At 73.8% G+C, this 18,667-nt stretch carries 11 protein-coding genes; 9 read left to right on the top strand and 2 right to left on the bottom strand.

Annotated features, from left to right (window positions below; all coding sequences use genetic code 11):
• Positions 1-9: 9 nt before the first annotated feature.
• From lanKC to ACZ3KP_RS03780, 4 genes are all read left to right on the top strand, one after another.
• Positions 10-2,598, top strand: coding sequence for a class III lanthionine synthetase LanKC (lanKC, locus tag ACZ3KP_RS03795; protein ID WP_467496033.1), 2,589 nt, complete (start codon positions 10-12; stop codon positions 2,596-2,598).
• Positions 2,599-2,656: 58 nt separating this feature from the next.
• Positions 2,657-2,773, top strand: a complete 117-nt coding sequence (locus ACZ3KP_RS03790; protein WP_046732101.1) for a SapB/AmfS family lanthipeptide — start codon at positions 2,657-2,659, stop codon at positions 2,771-2,773.
• Positions 2,774-2,915: 142 nt separating this feature from the next.
• Complete coding sequence (locus tag ACZ3KP_RS03785) at positions 2,916-4,796, top strand: ABC transporter ATP-binding protein (protein WP_467496030.1); 1,881 nt, start codon at positions 2,916-2,918, stop codon at positions 4,794-4,796.
• A complete protein-coding gene (locus ACZ3KP_RS03780; RefSeq protein WP_467496028.1) occupies positions 4,793-6,481 on the top strand; it encodes an ATP-binding cassette domain-containing protein in 1,689 nt (562 codons plus the stop codon). The genes ACZ3KP_RS03785 and ACZ3KP_RS03780 overlap by 4 nt, the downstream gene beginning before the upstream one ends.
• Positions 6,482-6,529: 48 nt before the next feature.
• On the opposite strand, the gene ACZ3KP_RS03775 is transcribed toward ACZ3KP_RS03780, so the two are convergent.
• Positions 6,530-7,138, bottom strand: a complete 609-nt coding sequence (locus ACZ3KP_RS03775) for a response regulator transcription factor (protein ID WP_358979296.1) — start codon at positions 7,136-7,138, stop codon at positions 6,530-6,532.
• Positions 7,139-7,534: 396 nt separating this feature from the next.
• Here ACZ3KP_RS03775 and ACZ3KP_RS03770 point away from each other — a divergent pair, with 396 nt between their 5' ends.
• Positions 7,535-9,613, top strand: coding sequence for a SpoIIE family protein phosphatase (locus tag ACZ3KP_RS03770; protein ID WP_467496769.1), 2,079 nt, complete (start codon positions 7,535-7,537; stop codon positions 9,611-9,613).
• Positions 9,614-9,731: 118 nt separating this feature from the next.
• On the opposite strand, the gene ACZ3KP_RS03765 is transcribed toward ACZ3KP_RS03770, so the two are convergent.
• Complete coding sequence (locus ACZ3KP_RS03765; RefSeq protein WP_467496025.1) at positions 9,732-11,225, bottom strand: S1 family peptidase; 1,494 nt, start codon at positions 11,223-11,225, stop codon at positions 9,732-9,734.
• Positions 11,226-12,326: 1,101 nt separating this feature from the next.
• On the opposite strand from ACZ3KP_RS03765, the gene ACZ3KP_RS03760 reads away from it, so the two are divergent.
• The 4 genes from ACZ3KP_RS03760 (at position 12,327) to ACZ3KP_RS03745 (ending at position 18,516) form a co-directional block, all read left to right on the top strand.
• Positions 12,327-12,542 carry a type A2 lantipeptide gene (locus ACZ3KP_RS03760; protein ID WP_132894275.1) on the top strand — a complete coding sequence of 72 codons (216 nt, stop codon included), beginning with the start codon at positions 12,327-12,329 and terminating at the stop codon, positions 12,540-12,542.
• 121 nt (positions 12,543-12,663) lie between these two features.
• Positions 12,664-13,470, top strand: coding sequence for a hypothetical protein (locus tag ACZ3KP_RS03755; RefSeq protein WP_467496023.1), 807 nt, complete (start codon positions 12,664-12,666; stop codon positions 13,468-13,470).
• A complete protein-coding gene (locus ACZ3KP_RS03750; protein WP_467496021.1) occupies positions 13,467-15,689 on the top strand; it encodes an NHLP family bacteriocin export ABC transporter peptidase/permease/ATPase subunit in 2,223 nt (740 codons plus the stop codon). The genes ACZ3KP_RS03755 and ACZ3KP_RS03750 overlap by 4 nt, the downstream gene beginning before the upstream one ends.
• A 1-nt stretch (position 15,690) precedes the next feature.
• A complete protein-coding gene (locus tag ACZ3KP_RS03745; RefSeq protein WP_467496019.1) occupies positions 15,691-18,516 on the top strand; it encodes an NHLP bacteriocin export ABC transporter permease/ATPase subunit in 2,826 nt (941 codons plus the stop codon).
• Positions 18,517-18,667: the final 151 nt, after the last annotated feature.

Raw genomic sequence — 18,667 nt, 5'->3', positions numbered from 1 at the left:
GGGATGCGGATGGACAGGCGCTACGAGGTGTACGCGCTCGCCGACGGGCACTTCTACGACACACCCGACCGGTTCGGGACGGCCGGGTCACAGGCGGAACCGCTGTTCGCGACGGCGCGGCGCGCGGTGCCGGAGGGCTGGCGCGCGGCGCGGTCCGGCGACTGGCTGACCATGACCCCGCTCGGCGCGGACGGCGCTCCGCTGCCGTCGCCGGCTCAGGGCTGGAAGATCCACTCGTCGGCCACCCGGGCGAACGCGGAGCGGATCGCGGCGATCGTGTGGGACTACTGCGTGCCGCGCCGCATCCCGTTCAAGTTCGTGCCGGGCCCGCATCTGCTGCACCTGCGCAACGCCAAGTACGCGGGCCGCGACACCAGCGGCAAGTTCGTCACCGTCTACCCGGACGGCGAGGAACGGCTCCAGCAGGTGCTGCGCCAGCTGGGCGCCCTCCTGGAGGGCTTCGAGGGGCCGTACATCCTGACCGACCTGCGCTGGAACGGCGGCCCGCTGTACGTCCGCTACGGCGCCTTCGCGCGTACGTACGTGGTGGACGAGCGGGGCTCGCTGGTGACCGCGGTGCGGGACGGCGCGGGCAAGCTCGTCCCGGACCGGCGGGCGCCCTCCTTCCAGGTCCCTGCGTGGGTGACGCTGCCGGAGTTCCTGCGGCCGCAGCTGGCGGCGCGCGACGCCACCACGGTGGGCGACCTGCCGTACCGGATCGAGAAGGCGCTGCACTTCTCCAACGGCGGCGGGGTGTACGCCGGGACCGACACCCGGGACGGCCGGCGCGTGGTGCTCAAGGAGGGACGGCCGCACGCGGGGCTCGCGGCGGACGGCGCCGACGCGGTGGCCCGGCTGGCACGGGAGAAGGCGGCGCTGGAGGCGGTGGCGGGCACCGGGGTGGTGCCGGAGGTCCGGGACTGGTTCACGCTGGGCGAGCACCGGTTCCTGGTGATGGACCACCTGGCGGGCCGTCCGCTGAACGCCTACTTCGCCGAGCGGCATCCGCTGCTCGTCCCGGACCCGGATCCGGGGGCCGTGCGCGGCTACACCGAGTGGGCGCTGCGCATCCACCGGAAGGTGGAGGAAGCCGTCGCGGCGGTGCACGCGCGCGGGATCGTCTTCAACGACCTGCACGTCTTCAACATCATGGTCGGCCCCGACGACGAGTCGGTGTTCCTCATCGACTTCGAGGCGGCCGCCCCGGTCGCGGAGAACGGCCGTCAGATCGTCGCCCACCCCGGCTTCTTCGCCCCGCCGGACCGCAGGGGCGTCGAGGTGGACCGCTACGCGCTGGCGTGTCTGCGCCTGGCGCTCTTCCTGCCGGTGACCACGCTCTTCGTGGTCGACCGGAGCAAGGCGGCGCATCTCGCGGACGTGATCGCCGGTCAGTTCCCCGACGTGCCGCGCGGCTTCCTCGACGAGGCGGTCGAGGAGATCACCCGGGGCACCCCGGCCGCGCGTCCCGTCGTACCGTCCGACTGGCCGCACAGCAGGGACTCCATGGTCAAGGCGATCCTGGCCGCCGCCACCCCCGAGCGCGACGACCGGCTCTTCCCCGGTGACATCGCCCAGTTCGGCGACGGTGGCGGGCTCGGCCTGGCGCACGGCGCGGCCGGGGTGCTGTACGCCCTGGACCGGGCCGGTGCCGAACGCTACGACGAGGGCGAGCGCTGGCTGCTCGACCACACGGCACCGCCGCCGCCCGGCACCCCGCTCGGCCTGTACGACGGTCTCGCCGGCGTCGCCCATGTCCTGGCCGCGCTCGGCCACCGGCAGCGCGCCCTCGACCTCACCGCGGGCATCCTCCGGGAGAACTGGCGCAACCTCTCCTCCGACCTGCACGGCGGCCTGGCCGGTCTCGGCCTGGTCCTCGACTCCCTCGCCGACTCGACCGGCGAGCCGGAGCTGCGCGAGCGGGCCGCGGAGGCCGCCGAGATCCTCGTACGACGGCTCGCCGAGCCCCTGCCGGACACGCCACGGCGGCGCGCCGGGCTGCTGCGGGGCGCGACCGGGCCCGCGTTGTTCCTGCTGCGGCGGTACGAACGCACCGGTGAGCCCGGGCTGCTGGCGGCGGCCGAGGCGGCACTGCGCCGGGACCTGGACCGCTGTGTGCTGCAGAAGGGCGGCGGCCTGGACGTCGACGAGGGCTGGCGCACTCTGCCCTACCTCGGCGACGGCAGCGTGGGGATCGGCATGGTCCTCGACGACTGGCTGGCCCACGGCACCGACGAGGACGGCGCCCTCACGGCCGCCCGCTCCGCCATCCTGATCGCCGCCACCTCACGCTTCTACGCCCAGCCGGGCCTGTTCCAGGGCCGGGCCGGGATGGTCCTGCACCTCGCCCGCACCGGTGCCGACCCGGCGCGGCTCGCCGCCCAGGTCGACGGGCTCGGCTGGTTCGCGATGGCCTATCAGGGCCAACTCGCCTTCCCGGGCCACCAGATGATGCGTCTGTCCATGGACCTCGCCACCGGAACCGCCGGGTGTCTGCTGGCGCTCACGGCCGCCCTCGACGGCGACCGCGCCGCCCACCTGCCGTTCCTCCCGCCGCCACCGGCGGCCCCAGAACGCGGCTCCGCTCCCGCGGAGTCGTGACACAACCCCGTCCCCAACAACACCGGGGGGACCGCTCGGTCCCCGGAAAGGACACACCATGGCCCTTCTCGACCTGCAGACGATGGAGTCCGAAGAGCGTCACGACGGCGGCGGTGCGAGCACGGTGAGCCTGTTGTCGTGCGTCTCGGCGGCGAGCGTCCTGCTCTGTCTCTGACCGGCGCCGCGAACCGGGCTCCGGGCGGCCCCTTCCTGCGGGAGGGGGCCCGTCCGGGGCCTTCGCCGTATCCGCTTCGCCGACACCGGCGCCGACAACCCGAGGGCTGGGCGTGATGACGACACCCGCGCACCGTGATCCGATGCGCAGCGCCCTGCGCCACGCCGGGGTGCGCTGCGCGGCGCTGTGCGCCGTCAGTACGGCGGCCACCGCGGCGGCCCTGGCGCTGCCCGCCGTGCTGGGCCGCGCCCTGGACCTGCTGCTGGCGGGCGCCCCGGCGGCCGGGTGGGTGGCGCGGGCCGCCGCTCTGGTGCTGCTGCTCGCCGTGCTGGACGGGGCCGCGAGCGTGCTCGCCGGGACCGTCGACGCGCGCGCCACGGCCGGGCTGCGCAAGCTGCTCACCGGGCGGGTGCTGGCCCTCGGGCCGCGCGCGGTGGCCCGGTTCGGCGCCGGGGACCTGGTCGCCCGGCTGGTCGGGAACGCCGCGCAGGCCGGGACCGGTCCGGCCGCCGTCGCCGCGCTGCTCGCCGCGCTGGCCGGGCCGCTCGGCGGGGTGGTCGCGCTCGCTCTCATCGACCCCTGGCTGGCCGCCGTGTTCCTGGCCGGGGCACCCGTACTCGCCGTGCTGCTGCGGGCGTTCACCCGGGACACCTCTGCGTGCGTGGCGGAGTACCAGCGGGTGCAGGGCCGGATCGCGGCCGCTCTGGCGGAGGCGGTCGACGGGCACCGGACGATCGCGGCGGCCGGCCTCCAGGACCGGGAGACCGCCCGGGTGCTGCGCCCGCTGCCCGAACTCGCCCGCGCCGGGCACCGGATGTGGCGGGTGCAGGGCCGGGCCGCCGCCCAGGCGGTCACCGTGGGCCCGCTGCTCCAGCTGGCCGTGGTGGCGGTGGCAGGCCTGCTGCTGGCCCGGCACCGGATCTCGGTCGGCGAGGTACTGGCCGCCTCCCGCTACGCCGTCCTCGCGACCGGCGTCGGCGTCCTGGTCGGACAGCTGGCCGCGCTCACCCGGGCCCGCGCGTCCGCCGGGCGCCTCGGCGAGGTCGCCGCGTGTCCCGTGCCCGGCCACGGGAGCCACCCGCTCCCGCCGGGCCCCGGCCGCCTGGAGTTCCGTGGGGTGACGGCACGCCGAGGCGGCCGCGCCGTGCTGGACGGCGTCGACCTGAGCGTGCCCGGCGGCACCGTGCTCGCGGTCGTCGGGCGCTCCGGCACGGGCAAGTCCCTGCTGGCCGAACTGGCCGGCCGGCTGACCGACCCGGACGCCGGGCAGGTGCTCCTCGACGGCGTGCCGCTGCCCGCCCTCGCCCACGACGACCTGCGCCGGGCCGTCACCTACGCCTTCGCCCGCCCGGCCCTGCTCGGTACGACCGTCGAGGACACCATCGCCTTCGGCCGCACCGCCCCCACCCCCGCCGGGATCCGGGCCGCCGCCCGCAAGGCGCAGGCCGACGCCTACGTCCGCCGGCTGCCCGACGGCTACGCGACCCGCCTGGCCGACGCCCCGCGCTCCGGCGGCGAGTCCCAACGCCTCGGCCTCGCCCGCGCCTTCGCCCACACCGGCCGGCTGTTCGTCCTCGACGACGCCCTCTCCAGTCTCGACACGGTCACCGAACACCACGTCACCCGGGCCCTGCTGGCCCCCGGCCCGACCCGCCTGATAGTCGCCCACCGGGCGACGACGGCGGCCCACGCGGACACGGTGGCCTGGCTGGACGGGGGCCGGGTACGGGCCCTGGGCACGCACACGGAACTGTGGCGGGATCCGGAGTACCGAGAGGTGTTCGGGGAAAGGGGGCCCGCGGACGGGGGACACCGCCGCACAGGGCATGCCGACGCGAACCGCACCGACACGGCCCACACGGGGCAGACCGACACCGCCCACGCCGACACGGCCCCGGCCCACACCCCCCACCCCGACGCGGGAGGAGCGGGGTCCGGGCAGTCAGACGTAGGGCACGTGGTCGCGGGAGAACGGGCATCCGGCGTGTCCCGGGCCGCCGGGGCGGGCGGGGGGACGGTGTGAGGGCCCGGGGGTGGGAGCCGCGGGGGCTGCTGCGGGTGCGCGGTCGGGTGCTGGTGCGGCTCGCTCTGTGGTCGGTGCTGGAGGCCGGGCAGACCTTTCTGCTCGGGTACGCCCTGGCCCGGGCGCTGGACGCCGGGTTCCTGGCGGGGGACGTGCCGAACGGCCTGGCGTGGCTCACGGCGGCCGGGGGCGGGGTGGCGGTGGGGGCGTACGGCACCCGGCGGGTGTACGGCGTGGTCGCCGACCTGGTCGAGCCGGTACGGGACCGGCTGGTGGCGGGGGTGGTCGCGCGCGGAGTGCGGGACGCGGACCGGGGTGCGCTGTCCGGGCTCACCCAGCAGGCGGAGATCGCCCGGGACACCCTCGCCGGCCTGGTGATGGTGTCCCGTTCGTTCGTGTTCACGGCGGTCGGCGCCCTCGCCGGGCTGTGCACCCTCGCTCCCCCGCTGCTGCTGGTGGTCGGCCCGCCGCTCCTCGCCGGCCTGGGTCTGTTCGCGGCGACGCTGCGCCCGCTGGCCCGCCGGCAGGAGGCCTTCCTCGTCGCGGACGAGGCCCTCGCCGCCGAGCTGGGCGAGGTGTGCCCGGGGTTGCGGGACGTCACGGCGGCGGGCGCCGAGGAGCGGATCGCCGCGGACGTCGGACGGCGCGTCGATGCCGAGTACCGGGCCGCCCGGGCGCTGGCCCGCTGGAGCGTCGTACGGGTGGCGGCCCTGGCCGTCGGCGGACAGCTGCCCCTGGTGCTGCTGCTCGCCGCCGCGCCCTGGTTGCTCCGGCACGGCGTGACCCCGGGCGCCCTGGTCGGCGCGCTCGCCTACGTCACGCAGTCCCTGCTGCCCGCCCTGCAGAACCTCGTGCACGGCCTCGGCACCAGCGGAGCCCGCCTCACGGTCGTGCTGCGCAGGCTGCGCCCGCCACCGGAGAGCGGCCCCCCGCCGACAGGCACCGGCGGCCCCCCGGCCGACCCCGGCGCCCCGGCCCTCACCCTCACCGCCGTCACCTTCGCCTACGGTCCGGCGAGCACCCCCGTCCTCGACGGTCTCGACCTGTGCGTCCCGCGCGGCGGTCATCTCGCCGTCGTGGGACCGAGCGGCATCGGCAAGTCGACGCTCACCGCACTCGCCGCCGGCCTGCTGGACCCCGCGCACGGCGAGATCCGGGTGTGCGGCCACCCCGTGCCGGGGCCGCGAGCCGTCGCCCTGCGGGTGCTGATCCCGCAGGAGGCGTACGTCACCACCGGCACCCTCGCGGAGAACCTCGGGCTGCTGCGCCCGGACCCCGTCCCCGAGCGCGAGCTGCTGGCCGCGGCCGAGGCGGTCGGGCTCACCCCGCTGCTGGAGAGGCTCGGCGGACCGGACGCCCCGGTGCGCCCGGCGGTGCTGTCGGCCGGGGAGCGGCAGCTGATCGCGCTCACCCGCGCGTACCTCTCGCCGGCCCCGCTCGCCCTTCTCGACGAGGCCACCTGCCATCTCGACCCGGCGGCCGAGGCCCGCGCCGAACAGGCCTTCGCGGCGCGGCCCGGGGGCACCCTGGTGGTGGTCGCGCACCGGATCGACTCGGCGCGGCGCGCCCGCCGGATCCTGGTGATGGACGGTCCCCGCACGGCGTACGGCACCCACGAGGAACTGCTGCGCAGCTGTGCGCTCTACCAGGATCTGGTGGCACCGTCACGCAGCCCTGTCACGTAACCGTGCCGTTCCCGGCCCCCGAGGTCACCGCCGTCCACCCCCGTCCCCTCAGAGCCACCCCTCGCCCTGGGAGATCCGGATCGCGTCGACGCGGTTGCGGGCGCCGGTCTTGCGGGTGATCGCGGCCATGTAGTTGCGCACCGTCCCGTTGGACAGGTGCAGGCTCCCGGCGATCTCGGCGATGGACGCCCCGCCCGCCGCCAGTTCCAGCACGCTCAGCTCCCGTCGGGTGAGCGGGATCTCGGCGGCCTTGAGGAAACCGAAGCCCAGCGAGTCGTCGACGAAACGTTTCCCCTCGGCGGCGCGCCGGATCGCGTGCACCAGCCGTTCCGGCGCGCCCTCCTTGTCCACGTACCCGAGCACCCCCGCTTCGGCCGCCCGCTTCAGCAGGCCCGGCCTGTTCGCACCGGCAAGCACGACCAGCCTCGGCGCCGGCGCGCCCACCTCCGGCGGACGCAGGTCGCTCAGCGGCGGCACCCCGTACGTGCCGGAGCTGTCGAGATCCGCCGCGCACACGTCCGGCCGCTCCGTCCGTACCCGCCGGCGCGCACTGCGCCAGGGCGTGTCGTCCACGCGGAGTCCCGGTTCCCGGCGTAACCACTCCGCCAGGACCGATCTCACCAGACATGTGTCGTGCACCAGAAGTACCCGGATCAACGTCTCCCCCTCAGCCGGCCCTACGTCGGTTCATCCGTGCAAGGTGTTGAACGCGTGCCCCATTGTTGGCGACCTCCACCGCTCGCGGGCGCGGAGTTCCGGCCAACAGGGTGCGCGGGGGCGCACGCCCAGCGCCCGGGCACCTCCGCGCGCTTCGACTACGGGGGAATGTGCCGGGGCGAACGGGGTAAGGGCGACGGCCGGCCGCGCGGCCCGGTGCCCGCGCTCGCCGTGCGCCGGTCGCCGCCACGAGGGAGCCTTGGTCCCGAGGACCTGACACGCGGCCGGACGAGGAGGTGGGCGGGCGTGTCCGACGGGACGGGGGCACCTCCCGCGCAGCCGGAACCGGACGTGGGCGAGCAGCCGGCCGGAGACACCCCGGTCGGCCGGCCGCTGATGTCGTTGGCACTGGCCGAGATCATGGAGCAGGTCCAGGCGCACTCGGGCGCGGTCTACCTGATGGCGGCCGACGAGCCGGTGCTGGAGATGGCCGTGATGGCGGGGCTGCCCCGGGCCTTCGCGGCGCCCTGGGAGCGCATCGGGCTGAGCACGCCGATCCCGGTGGCGGAAGCGGCGCGCGAGCGGCGGCTGGTCTGGGTGGGCGGCGAGGAGGACATGGCACGCCGGTACCCGCGCGTCGCGGTGGTGCTGCCGTACCCCTTCGCGCTGGCCGCGGTGCCGCTGGTGACGGCGGACACCGTCTACGGGGCGATGTTCGTGACCTGGCCCGGCGCCCATCCCACGGTGCTGTCCGACCGGGAGCGGGAGGCGCTGACGGCCGCGGCCGAGCGGCTGGCGATCCGGCTGGAGCGGGCCGCACGGCAGCACCGTGCGCTGCGGCCCGAGCCGGATCTGCTGGCGACGCCGTCGTCGGCGGTGGCGGGCACGCTGGGCACGGTGGAGGCGGCGCGGATGGTGGGGCGGCTGCCGTACGGGCTGGCCTCGCTCGACCTGCACGGGCGGGTCTGCTTCGCCAACGCCGCGGCGGCCGAGCTGCTCGAGGTTCCCGTGGACGATCTGCTGGGAGCCCAGCCGTGGGCCTCGGTGCCCTGGCTGAACGACCCGATGTACGAGGACCGCTACCGGGCGGCGCTGATCAGCCAGCAGGTGACGTCGTTCGTGGCGCTGAAACCGCCGGGCGACTGGCTTTCCTTCCGGCTGTACCCGAGCACCAGCGGGCTGACCGTCCGGATCAGCCGGGCCCGGGCGGTCGCCGAGATGCTGGGGTCGGCGCCGCGGGCCGACGCCGCGGCCGCCCCCCGGCTGGTCACCATCTCGCAGGTGCTGAGCCTGACCGGGGCGCTCACCGAGGCGGTCGGCGTGCAGGACGTGCTGCAGCTGGTCGCGGACGAGGTCGCCCCGGCCGTCGGCAGCCAGGCCCTGGTGGTCCTCGGGTCGCGGGGCGGCCGGCTGCACGTGCTGGGGCACCGCGGCTACGAGGATCCGCACGTCGTGGAGCGTTTCGACGGCCTTCCGCTGGCCGAACGCACGCCCGGCACCCATGTCCTGAACACCGGCGTGCCCGGGTTCTTCGAGTCCCGGCAGCAGCTGGAGCGGCTGTACCCGGACCGGCACGAGCCCGTGGACGCCTTCGCCGCCTGGGCGTACCTGCCGCTGATCGCGTCGGGCCGGCCGGTGGGCACCTGTGTGCTGGCCTACGCGGAGCCGCACGCCTTCGCCGCCGACGAGCGGGCCGTGCTCACCAGTCTCGGCGGGCTGATCGCGCAGGCGCTGGAGCGGGCCCTGCTCTACGACGCGAAGAACCAGCTGGCGCACGGTCTCCAGGCGGCCCTGCTGCCGCACTCGCTGATTCCGCCGTCCGGCATCGAGGCGGCGGCCCGCTACCTGCCGGCCATGCACGGCATGGAGATCGGCGGCGACTTCTACGACCTGGTGCCGACCCGGCCGCTGGCGGCGGCGGTGATCGGGGACGTGCAGGGACACAACGTGACTGCGGCCGGCCTGATGGGCCAGATCCGCACCGGGGTTCGGGCGTTCACGACCGTCGGGCAGGCTCCGGAGGAGGTCATGCGCAGCACCAACCGGCTGCTGATCGACTTCGGCTCGGACCTGTTCGCCAGCTGCCTGTACCTGCGGCTGGACCCGGAGCGGGGGCGGGCGGTGATGGCCCGGGCCGGGCATCCGCCGCCGTTGCTGAGGCGTCCGGACGGGCGGGTCAAGGTGCTCGACCTGGCCGGGGGCCCGCTGCTGGGCATCGACGCGGGCGCGACGTACCCGACGACCGAGGTGTCACTCGCGCCGGGCTCGGTGCTCGCCCTCTACACCGACGGACTGGTGGAATCGCCCGGGGTGGACATCGAGGACGCGCTGGTGGACCTGGGCGAACTGCTCGCGGAGAGCGGCGACCAGCCCCTGGACAGGCTCGCCGACACGCTCGTGCGACACAGTGCGGCGGCGCAGGAGCGTGTCGACGACGTCGCGGTGCTGTTGCTCAGGGCGCTGCCCGACGGCTGAGCTCTCGGAGCCCTGGGGCCTGCTCCGGCCGCCTGGCCGCGCCGGACACCGCGCGGTCCGGCCCTCCCGCCGGAGGGCCGGACCGTCCACTGTCGGCCGGGACCGCTGGTCGGGCCGATCAGCGGCTCTGGTGGTTGCCCGAGCTGCTCTCGTTCGCGGCGGCCCCGGACTGGTCGCTCGAACCGGACTGCGCGTTCGACCCGGACTGGTCACCGGTGCCGGTGCCGGTGCCGGTGCCGGTGCCGGTGCCGGTGCCGGTGCCGGTGCCGCTCGCGTCGCCTGCGCCGCTCTGGTCGCCCGCGGTCGCGGACGGGTCGGCGGCGCCGCCGATCTGGTCGCCGCCGGCCTGGTCACCGGCCGAGGCGGAGGGGTCGGCCGCGGTGGCGGACGGGTCCGCCGAAGCACCGGCGTCACCGGCACCCGCACCCGCACCCGCACCTGCACCCGCACCGGCAGCGCCGCCGTCGCCGAGCGTCGCGCCGGTCGCCTGAAGGGCGGTGGTCACCGGCTGGAAGAAGGTCTCGCCACCGGCGGTGCAGTCGCCGCTGCCGCCGGAGGTGAGGCCGACCGCGCCGCCGTCCTGCGTGAACAGCGAACCTCCGCTGTCACCGGCCTCGGCGCAGACGTTGGTCTGGATGAGGCCGTTGACGGTGTCGACGCCGTTCGGGTCGGTCTCGCTCTGGAAGTTGACGGTGGCGTCGAGGCCGGTGACCTGGCCGTCGTGCAGACCGGTGGTGGACCCCATCCGGAACACCGTCGTGCCGACGGTCGCGTCCTCGGCCTGCTTGATGGCGACGGTCTGCCCGTTGCCCACGTTGACCTCGCTCGGCGCCTGGGTGGTGGCGTCGTTGTACTTGACGAGCGAGAAGTCGCCGTTGCCGGGGAACTGCGCCTGGTCGACGGTGGCGATGGGCTGGCCGCCCTGGGTGTCCGACCAGTCCTTGGCCGCGACCCCGCAGTGACCGGCCGTCAGGAAGGCGGGACTGCCGTCGGAGGCGGTGACGTTGAAGCCGAGGGAGCAGCGGACCTCGCCGTTCTGCACCTGGGAGAAGATCGCGTCGCCGCCGGAGACGAAGGTCTTGAAGGAGCCGGAGGTCTTCTTCAGCGTCGCCATGTTCGAGCCGAGGCTCTGGACGGTGGACTGCAGCTTGGCCCACTTGGTGCCGGTGACGGTGCTGTCGGCGGTCACCACGACCTTGTTGGTCTTCGGGTCGACGGCCCAGGCGGTGCCCGGGATGGTGGCCTTGGCCTTCAGGGTCCGGGCGGCGGTCTTCAGGGCCTTGCTGCTGTTGGCGACCTGCCGGACGACCGCGCCGGCCTTCTCCGCCTGCACGATGGTGTTGCTGTCGCCGTTGACCACGTTGACGACGAGCTGCTGCTTGCCGCTGTCGTAGTAGGACCCGGCGAAGGCCTGGCCGAGCAGCTGCTGCAACTGCGCGGCGAGATCCGAGGCGCCCGTCGCCTTCAGGGTCTTGGGAGCGGCCGTCGTGGCACCGGAGGCGTTGTCCTGGGACGCGTTGGCCATGGGGATCAGGAAGGCCGCAGCTCCGAGCGCCGCGACACCGCCCACCGCGATAGCGGCCTTGCGCTTCGGAATTCGCTTGTGACTCAAACTTCTCGACCTCCAAGGGACGGAGTGTCTGCCGTGAGTGGCAGTCGTTCGTGAGCGGCGCCTGGATGGCCATAGGTACGCGCGGGTCACGTGGTGCGTTCAATTCCGGTTCCCAACTTCTGTGGGCCGGGGGCGAATCGGCCATGCCGCGCGGGTCGTGGCGGGGCGGCCGGCGGTGCGGCGCAGGCCCGGGAACAGCCCCCGCCCGACGCTGACCACCGCCGCGGCCGACGAGGCCCTCTCCGCCGGCTTCGCCCCTGGGTGGTCGCACTCCAGCCGGCCGTCGATGCAGTGGGCGAGGACCGGGTGTTGCCGCGTCCGCCCTGGTCGGACCGGCTGACCCGGGAGGACGGCGGGCTGTCGGGACAGGCGCTGACGGCGGCCGCGGACACGGCGACGGCGACCGCGGTCCCGGTGGGCCGGGGCGGGTTCGTGCCGATGACGACGGTGCGGCAGCCCACGTCCGTCCAGCGCGCGGGTGAGCGGACCGGATGTCCTGATCGAGGCAGCGCTCAACCGGCCGGGCCGGTGGAGGGCGTTCGCCGGCATCACGATGAGCGACGAGAGACCGGCACGCTCGCGGCTCGGGCGGGCACGTTCCCCGCGCCCCCGGGGTGACGGCGCGCACAACACGACCGACACGGTCAGCGATCGGTCACTGACGTTCCGTCGTGACCACGGACCGGAATCCTTGCTTCAGGGAATCTGCACATCCACTGCCCAAGCAGGTCACCGGAGCCGACGGATCTGCACAATCGCGCGCCCCTTGACGGGCACTTGGCCCGGAGTGCCGGATTCACCGCCGGAAGGGCAAGCCGGGTGCCCGCGACGAAGTCGTGCGGCTTGTGAAGGAGTCGCCGACACGGCGTGCGCACGCCTGCACGGTTGGGTTCTCTTGGGACACAAGTGCCCAGGTGAGGGGCTTGGTTGAGTGGAAGCGCGGACCGTGGGCGTGCTTTGATCCATCGCACCGCAGGGCCAGAAGGGGTTTCCGGAAACGGGCACCCGGCGCCCGCGGTCGCGGCCGTCCGTACTGTCCCCAGAGGGCCGTTGGGGGCCGCTCTCCCCCTTGTGAATACCCATATGAAGGGAAGTTCCATCATGAACTCCACCCCCCAGGTTGAGACCGTCGAGATCTCCGACGCCGAGCTCGACAACGTCTCCGGCGGTCTGTCCGTGAACGCTCTCGGCACCGTCACCGGCCTGGTGGACGGCGTTGCCCCGGTTTCCGGCCTGGTCAACACGGTTGTCGGCACCGTCGAGGGTGTCACCGGCCTGAACACCCAGCCGGTCACCAACCTGGTCGCCGGTCTCTGATCGCACCTCGTCACCGCTGAGTCCCGGAGCCGGATCCCGGCCCCGGGGCTCTCGGGCGTTCCGAGACACCCACGTCATCAGCGTCTCTCCGAGTATCTCTCCCACAGGTGAGGGAAGTTCCGTGCAGTTCCGCCAACAGGCCCTCGCCAAGCTCCAGTCGCCGGAGGAGCTGGACCTCCCGGTGCGCTTCGCCCGGCCGCAGGGCTGGCTCACGCTGTCCGTCTCCGTGATCGTGATGGCGGCGGCCTCGGTGTGGGCGGTGACCGGTTCGGTCGCCTCCACGGTGAGCGCGCAGGCCATCCTCACCCACGGTCAGGGCAGCTACATCCTGCAGAGCCCGGTCGCCGGTCAGGTCACGGCCGTCCTCGCCCAGCAGGGCGAGCGGCTGCCCGCGAACTCCCCGGTCCTGAAGGTCCGCACCAGCCAGGGCGACTCGGTCGTCCGCACGGTCGCCGCGGGCCGGATCAGCGCGCTCGCCGCCACCATCGGGCAGATCATCCAGACCGGTGCGAACGTCGCCGCCGTGGAGAAGGTCGCCCACGCCTCGGACCCGCTGTACGCGACGGTCTACGTCCCCGCCGAGAACGCCTCCGCCATCCCGGCCGACGCCCGGGTCGACCTGACCGTGTCGTCGGTGTCCACCCAGGAGTACGGCGTGCTGCGCGGCCATGTGAAGTCGGTGGACCGCGCCGCGCAGTCGGCCCAGTCGATCTCGGCGTTCCTCGGGGACAGCCAGCTCGGCGAGCAGTTCACGAAGAAGGGCCGCCCGGTGGCCGTACTGGTCCGGCTGGACAGGTCGAAGTCGACGAAGAGCGGCTACCGGTGGTCCTCGGCGGACGGGCCGCCGTTCAAGCTCGACTCCATGACCCTGGCCTCGGGTTCGATCCGGCTGGCCGACCAGCATCCCGTCGATTGGCTGCTCCCGTGACCACCGCCCAGGAGACCCCGAGCCGCCGGCGTGCCGCCCCGCCCAAGCGGCCGGTGCCCAAGGGCCGCGGCCGGACGGTCCGTACCCCGACGGTGCTCCAGATGGAGGCCGTCGAGTGCGGCGCCGCCTCCCTGTCCATGGTCCTCGGCCACCACGGCCGCCATGTCCCCCTGGAGGAACTGCGCATCGCCTGCGGGGTCTCCCGTGACGGCTCCCGCGCCAGCAACCTGCTGAAGGCGGCCCGCAGTTACGGCTTCACCGCCAAGGGCATGCAGATGGACCTGGCGGCCCTCGCCGACGTGCAGGGGCCGGCGATCCTGTTCTGGGAGTTCAACCACTACGTCGTCTACGACGGCATGGGTCGCCGCTTCGGCCGCCGGGGCGTCTACATCAACGACCCGGCCAAGGGCCGCCGGTTCGTGCCCATGGAGGAGTTCGACGGCAGCTTCACCGGTGTCGTGCTGGTCCTGGAACCCGGCGACGGCTTCGAGAAGGGCGGCAGGCGGCCGGGCGTGCTCGGCGCGCTGCCGGGCCGGCTGCGCGGCACCGCGGGCACCATGCCCGCGGCGGTGCTGGCCAGCCTGCTGCTGGTGGCCGTCGGCGCGGCGGTGCCCGCGCTCAGCCGGCAGTACATCGACCTGTTCCTGATCGGCGGCCAGACCTCGCTGCTCACCGTGCTGTTCGCGGCGATGGGTACCTGTGTGCTGCTCACCCTGGTGCTGACCTGGCTGCAGCAGGCGAACCTGCTGCACGGCCGGATCGTCTCCTCCACCCTCTCCAGCGCCCGCTTCCTGCGCCACCTGCTGCGGCTGCCGGTCACCTTCTTCTCCCAGCGCAGCCCTGCCGACCTGGTCCAGCGCCTGCAGTCCAACGACCAGGTCGCCGAGACCCTGGCCCGCGACCTCGCGGCGGCCGGTGTGGACGCGGTGGTGGTCGTCCTCTACGCCGTGCTCCTCTACACCTACGACGCGCAGCTCACCTTCCTCGGCATCGGCGTGGCGCTGCTGAACATCGTGGCGATGCGGCTCGTCGTACGGCTGCGGGCGACCCGGACCGCCAAGCTGCGCGCGGACACCGCCCGGCTCACCAACACCTCGTACACCGGCCTCCAGTTGATCGAGACGATGAAGGCGACCGGCGGCGAGGACGGCTACTTCCGCAGGTGGGCCGGGCAGCACGCGAGCACCCTGGAGGAGCAGCAGCGCCTCGGGGTGCCGAGCGCCTGGCTCGGCGTGGTGGCGCCGACGCTGGCCACCGTCAACAGCGCGCTGATCCTGTGGATCGGCGGGATGCGGGCGGTCGAAGGCGGTATTTCGGTCGGTCTCCTGGTCGCCTTCCAGTCCCTGGTCACCCGCTTCACCGCCCCGCTGACCCGGCTGAACGGCGTCGCGGGCCGCATCCAGGACTTCGCGGCCGACGTGGCCCGGCTGAAGGACGTGGAGAACTTCCAGGCCGACCCGGTCTACGCGCGCCCAGGCGCCGGTGGGTCCACCCGGCGGCTGCAGGGCCATGTCGAGCTGGAGAACATCACCTTCGGCTACAGCCCGCTGGACAAGCCGCTGCTCACCGGCTTCGACCTGACGGTGGGTCCGGGCCGGCAGGTGGCTCTGGTGGGCGGCTCGGGCAGCGGCAAGTCGACGGTCTCGCGGCTGATATCGGGCCTGTACGCGCCCTGGGAGGGCGTGATCCGCATCGACGGGCAGCGACTGGAGGACATCCCGCGCGGTGCGCTCGCCGCCTCGGTGTCCTTCGTCGACCAGGACGTCTTCCTCTTCGAGGGTTCGGTGCGCGACAACGTGGCGCTGTGGGACCCGTCCATCCCGGACGAGGCCGTGGTGGAGGCGCTGCGGGACGCCGCCCTGTACGACGTGGTGGCCCGCCGGCCCGGTGGCATCCACAGCAGGGTCGAACAGGACGGCCGGAACTTCTCCGGCGGGCAGCGGCAGCGCCTGGAGATCGCCCGGGCGCTGGTGCGCCGGCCGAGCATCCTGGTCCTCGACGAGGTGACCAGCGCGCTGGACGCCGAGACCGAGTTGATCGTCATGGACAACCTGCGGCGGCGCGGCTGCGCCTGTGTGGTGATCGCGCACCGGCTGAGCACGGTCCGCGACAGCGACGAGATCGTGGTGCTCCAGCACGGCACGATCGTGGAGCGCGGCCGGCACGACGAGTTGGTGGCACTCGGCGGGGCGTACGCCGCGCTGGTCAGGGAGCGATGAGATGACCACTGTGGACGGCGGTGACCTGGTTCTCGGCGCGTTCGGCTCCCTGGGATCCCGGATCGACTGCACCGGCTTCAACCGGCTGGACCTCGAAGGGCCGCAGACGCTGTGGCTGGTGGCGTCCGGCGCCCTGGACCTGTTCGCGGTGGACGCCGAGCAACAGGGCCACTGGCACCACCTGGGGCGGCTGGAAGCCGGCGCGCTGCTGCTCGGTCCGGTCGCGGGACCGCAACACACCCTGGTGGCACGCCCGTTGCGCGACTGCGTGGTGCACCGCGTCGGGCTGCGCGAGCTCTACCAGCCCGCGAGCACCCAGACCTGGGCCTACGACGAGTACGGCAACCCCCAGTACGTACCGCCGGCCACCAGCCCCCTGGAGTACGCCCTCGCGCTCGGCGTCGGCCGCGGCCTGTCGATCCTCTTCCAGGCTCCGATGACCGCGAGCGAGCGGGCGGCGGCCCCCGCCGACGACGACGTCTTCTGGATGCAGGTGCCGCCCGGCAGCGTGCAGTACGGCTCGTTGTACGGCGCGGAGGCGGCCGCCGACCTGCTGATGGACCCGGCCGTGTGGCAGAGCATGGTCGACCAGCAGTACCGGCTGCTCACCACCCTCGACCGCTGGATCGAGCAGCTGGAGCGCACCCACGAGACCCGTGCGGCGGCCGGTATCAAGGCCGGTGAGGCGGTGCGCGCCCAGGCCGACCGGACGCTGCTGGCCGCCATCGGCAAGGGGGCCAAGCGCACCACGGCCGCCGACGCCGACGCCTCCTACGCGGCCTGCAGGCTGGTCGCCGAGGCGGCCGGCATCACCCTCGCGGAGCCCGCGCAGTCCGGTGCTGTGCCGACCGGGAGTGACCGGATCGACCCGGTGGAGCGGGTGGCGCTGGCCTCCCGGGTGAGGACCCGGGCGGTACGGCTCGACGGCGGCTGGTGGCGGGACAACGTGGGTCCGCTGGTCGGGCACCGGGCGCTGTCCGGGGCGCCGGTCGCGCTGCTGTGGCGGCGCGGCGGCTATGTGGCCGTCCATCCGGCGACCGGCCGGGAGACTCCGGTGGAGAAGGCGAACGCGGCGGAGTTCGAGCCGCGCGCGGTGATGTTCTACCGCCCGTTGCCGGACCAGGCGCTCGGACCGCTCGGCCTCCTCCGCTTCTGTCTGCGCGGCACCCGGGGCGACCTGGGCAACCTGCTGCTGGCCGGGCTGGTGACGGTGGCGATCGGTTCGCTGGTGCCGATCGCCACCGGCAAGGTGCTCGGCACGTACGTGCCGACGGCACAGACGGACCTGATCGCGCAGGTCTGTCTGGCGGTGATGGTCAGCGCCGTGGTGTCGGCCGCGTTCACGCTCCTGCAGAACCTGACGATCCTCCGCCTGGAGGGCCGTATCGAGGCGACGCTCCAGCCTGCCGTCTGGGACCGGCTGCTGCGGCTGCCGACGAAGTTCTTCACGCAGCGCTCGACCGGTGAGCTGGCGAGCGCCGCCATGGGCGTCAGCGCGATGCGCCGACTGCTGGCGGGCGTCGGCCCGGTGGTCGCCCAGTCGGTGACCGTGGGGGCGATGAACCTGGGCCTGCTGTTCTGGTACAGCGCCCCGATGGCCCTGGCGGCCCTGGGCATGCTGGTCGTCATCGCCGCCCTGTTCCTGGGTCTCGGCCTGTGGCAGGTCCGCTGGCAGCGCCGTCTGGTGGTGCTCGGCAACAAGCTCAACAACCAGGCGTTCCAGACCCTGCGCGGGCTGCCGAAACTGCGGGTGGCGGCGGCCGAGAACTACGCCTACGCGGCCTGGGCCGGGGAGTTCGCGCGCAGCCGGGAACTCCAGCAGAAGGTGGGCCGGATCAAGAACCTCACCAGCGTGCTCGGGTCGGTCTACCTCCCGGTCTGCACCCTGCTGATGTTCATGCTGCTCGCGGGCCCGGCGAAGGGGGTGATGGGCGCGGCGGCCTTCCTCACCTTCAACACGTCGGTGACGATGCTGCTCACCTCGGTCACCCAGCTCACCGGCTCCTTCGTGTCCGCGGTGGCCGCGTTGCCGCTGTTCGAGGAGATCAAGCCGGTTCTGGAGGCGGCGCCGGAGGTGCGCACCGCCAGCACCCGCCCCGGCCCGCTGTCCGGTGCCGTCGAGGCCCGCCGGCTGTCCTTCCGGTACGCGGACGACGGTCCCCTCGTCCTCGACGACGTCTCCTTCGCGGTCCGTCCGGGCGAGTTCGTGGCGATCGTCGGCCCCAGCGGCTGCGGCAAGTCGACCCTGCTGCGCCTGCTGATCGGCTTCGACAAGCCGGTGTCGGGCAGCGTCCTGTACGACGGTCAGGACCTGGGCGCCCTGGACCAGTCCGCCGTGCGCCGGCAGTGCGGGGTGGTGCTCCAGCACGCGCAGCCGTTCACCGGCTCGATCCTGGACGTCATCTGCGGCACCGAGCCCTACACCCCGGAGGAGGCCATGGCGGCGGCCGAGATGGCGGGCCTCGCGGAGGACATCCGGCGGATGCCGATGGGGCTGCACACGATCGTGGCCGGGAGCGGGGCGATCTCGGGCGGCCAGCGGCAGCGGCTGATGATCGCCCAGGCGCTGATCCGGCGGCCCCGCATCCTCTTCTTCGACGAGGCGACGAGCGCGCTCGACAACGACACGCAGCGCACGGTCATCGAGAGCACCCGCAAGCTGAACGCCACCCGGATCGTGATCGCCCACCGGCTGTCGACGGTGATGGACGCCGACCGGGTGATCGTGATGGAGGACGGCAAGGTCGCCCAGCAGGGCCCGCCGGCGCAGTTGCTCGCCGACACCGGCGGACGCCTGCACGAGCTGGTGCGCCGGCAGCTGGCCTGACGGTCCACCCGCGTCGCCCCCCCTGAACCAACGAAACGTTGCCGTTTCGCTGGAAGTGGTTTAATCTCCAGGTGTACGAAACAGTTTCGTTCGCGCGCTGGGTGAAGCCGCGGCAACCGAAACGCCTTCTGCCGTCCCCTCGAACGACTTC

The sequence above is a fragment of the Streptomyces sp. NPDC020958 genome (assembly GCF_055562175.1).
Note: the sequence above shows the minus strand (reverse complement) of the source record. Positions and strands in the feature narration are given on the sequence as shown.

Bases quoted from the DNA above. Each gene is read 5' to 3' on its own strand.
- lanKC (WP_467496033.1), top strand. From the start codon at position 10: ATGGACAGGCGCTACGAGGTGTACGCGCTCGCCGACGGGCACTTCTAC.
- ACZ3KP_RS03790 (WP_046732101.1), top strand. From the start codon at position 2,657: ATGGCCCTTCTCGACCTGCAGACGATGGAGTCCGAAGAGCGTCACGAC.
- ACZ3KP_RS03785 (WP_467496030.1), top strand. From the start codon at position 2,916: ATGCGCAGCGCCCTGCGCCACGCCGGGGTGCGCTGCGCGGCGCTGTGC.
- ACZ3KP_RS03770 (WP_467496769.1), top strand. From the start codon at position 7,535: ATGTCGTTGGCACTGGCCGAGATCATGGAGCAGGTCCAGGCGCACTCG.
- ACZ3KP_RS03760 (WP_132894275.1), top strand. From the start codon at position 12,327: ATGAACTCCACCCCCCAGGTTGAGACCGTCGAGATCTCCGACGCCGAG.
- ACZ3KP_RS03745 (WP_467496019.1), top strand. From the start codon at position 15,691: ATGACCACTGTGGACGGCGGTGACCTGGTTCTCGGCGCGTTCGGCTCC.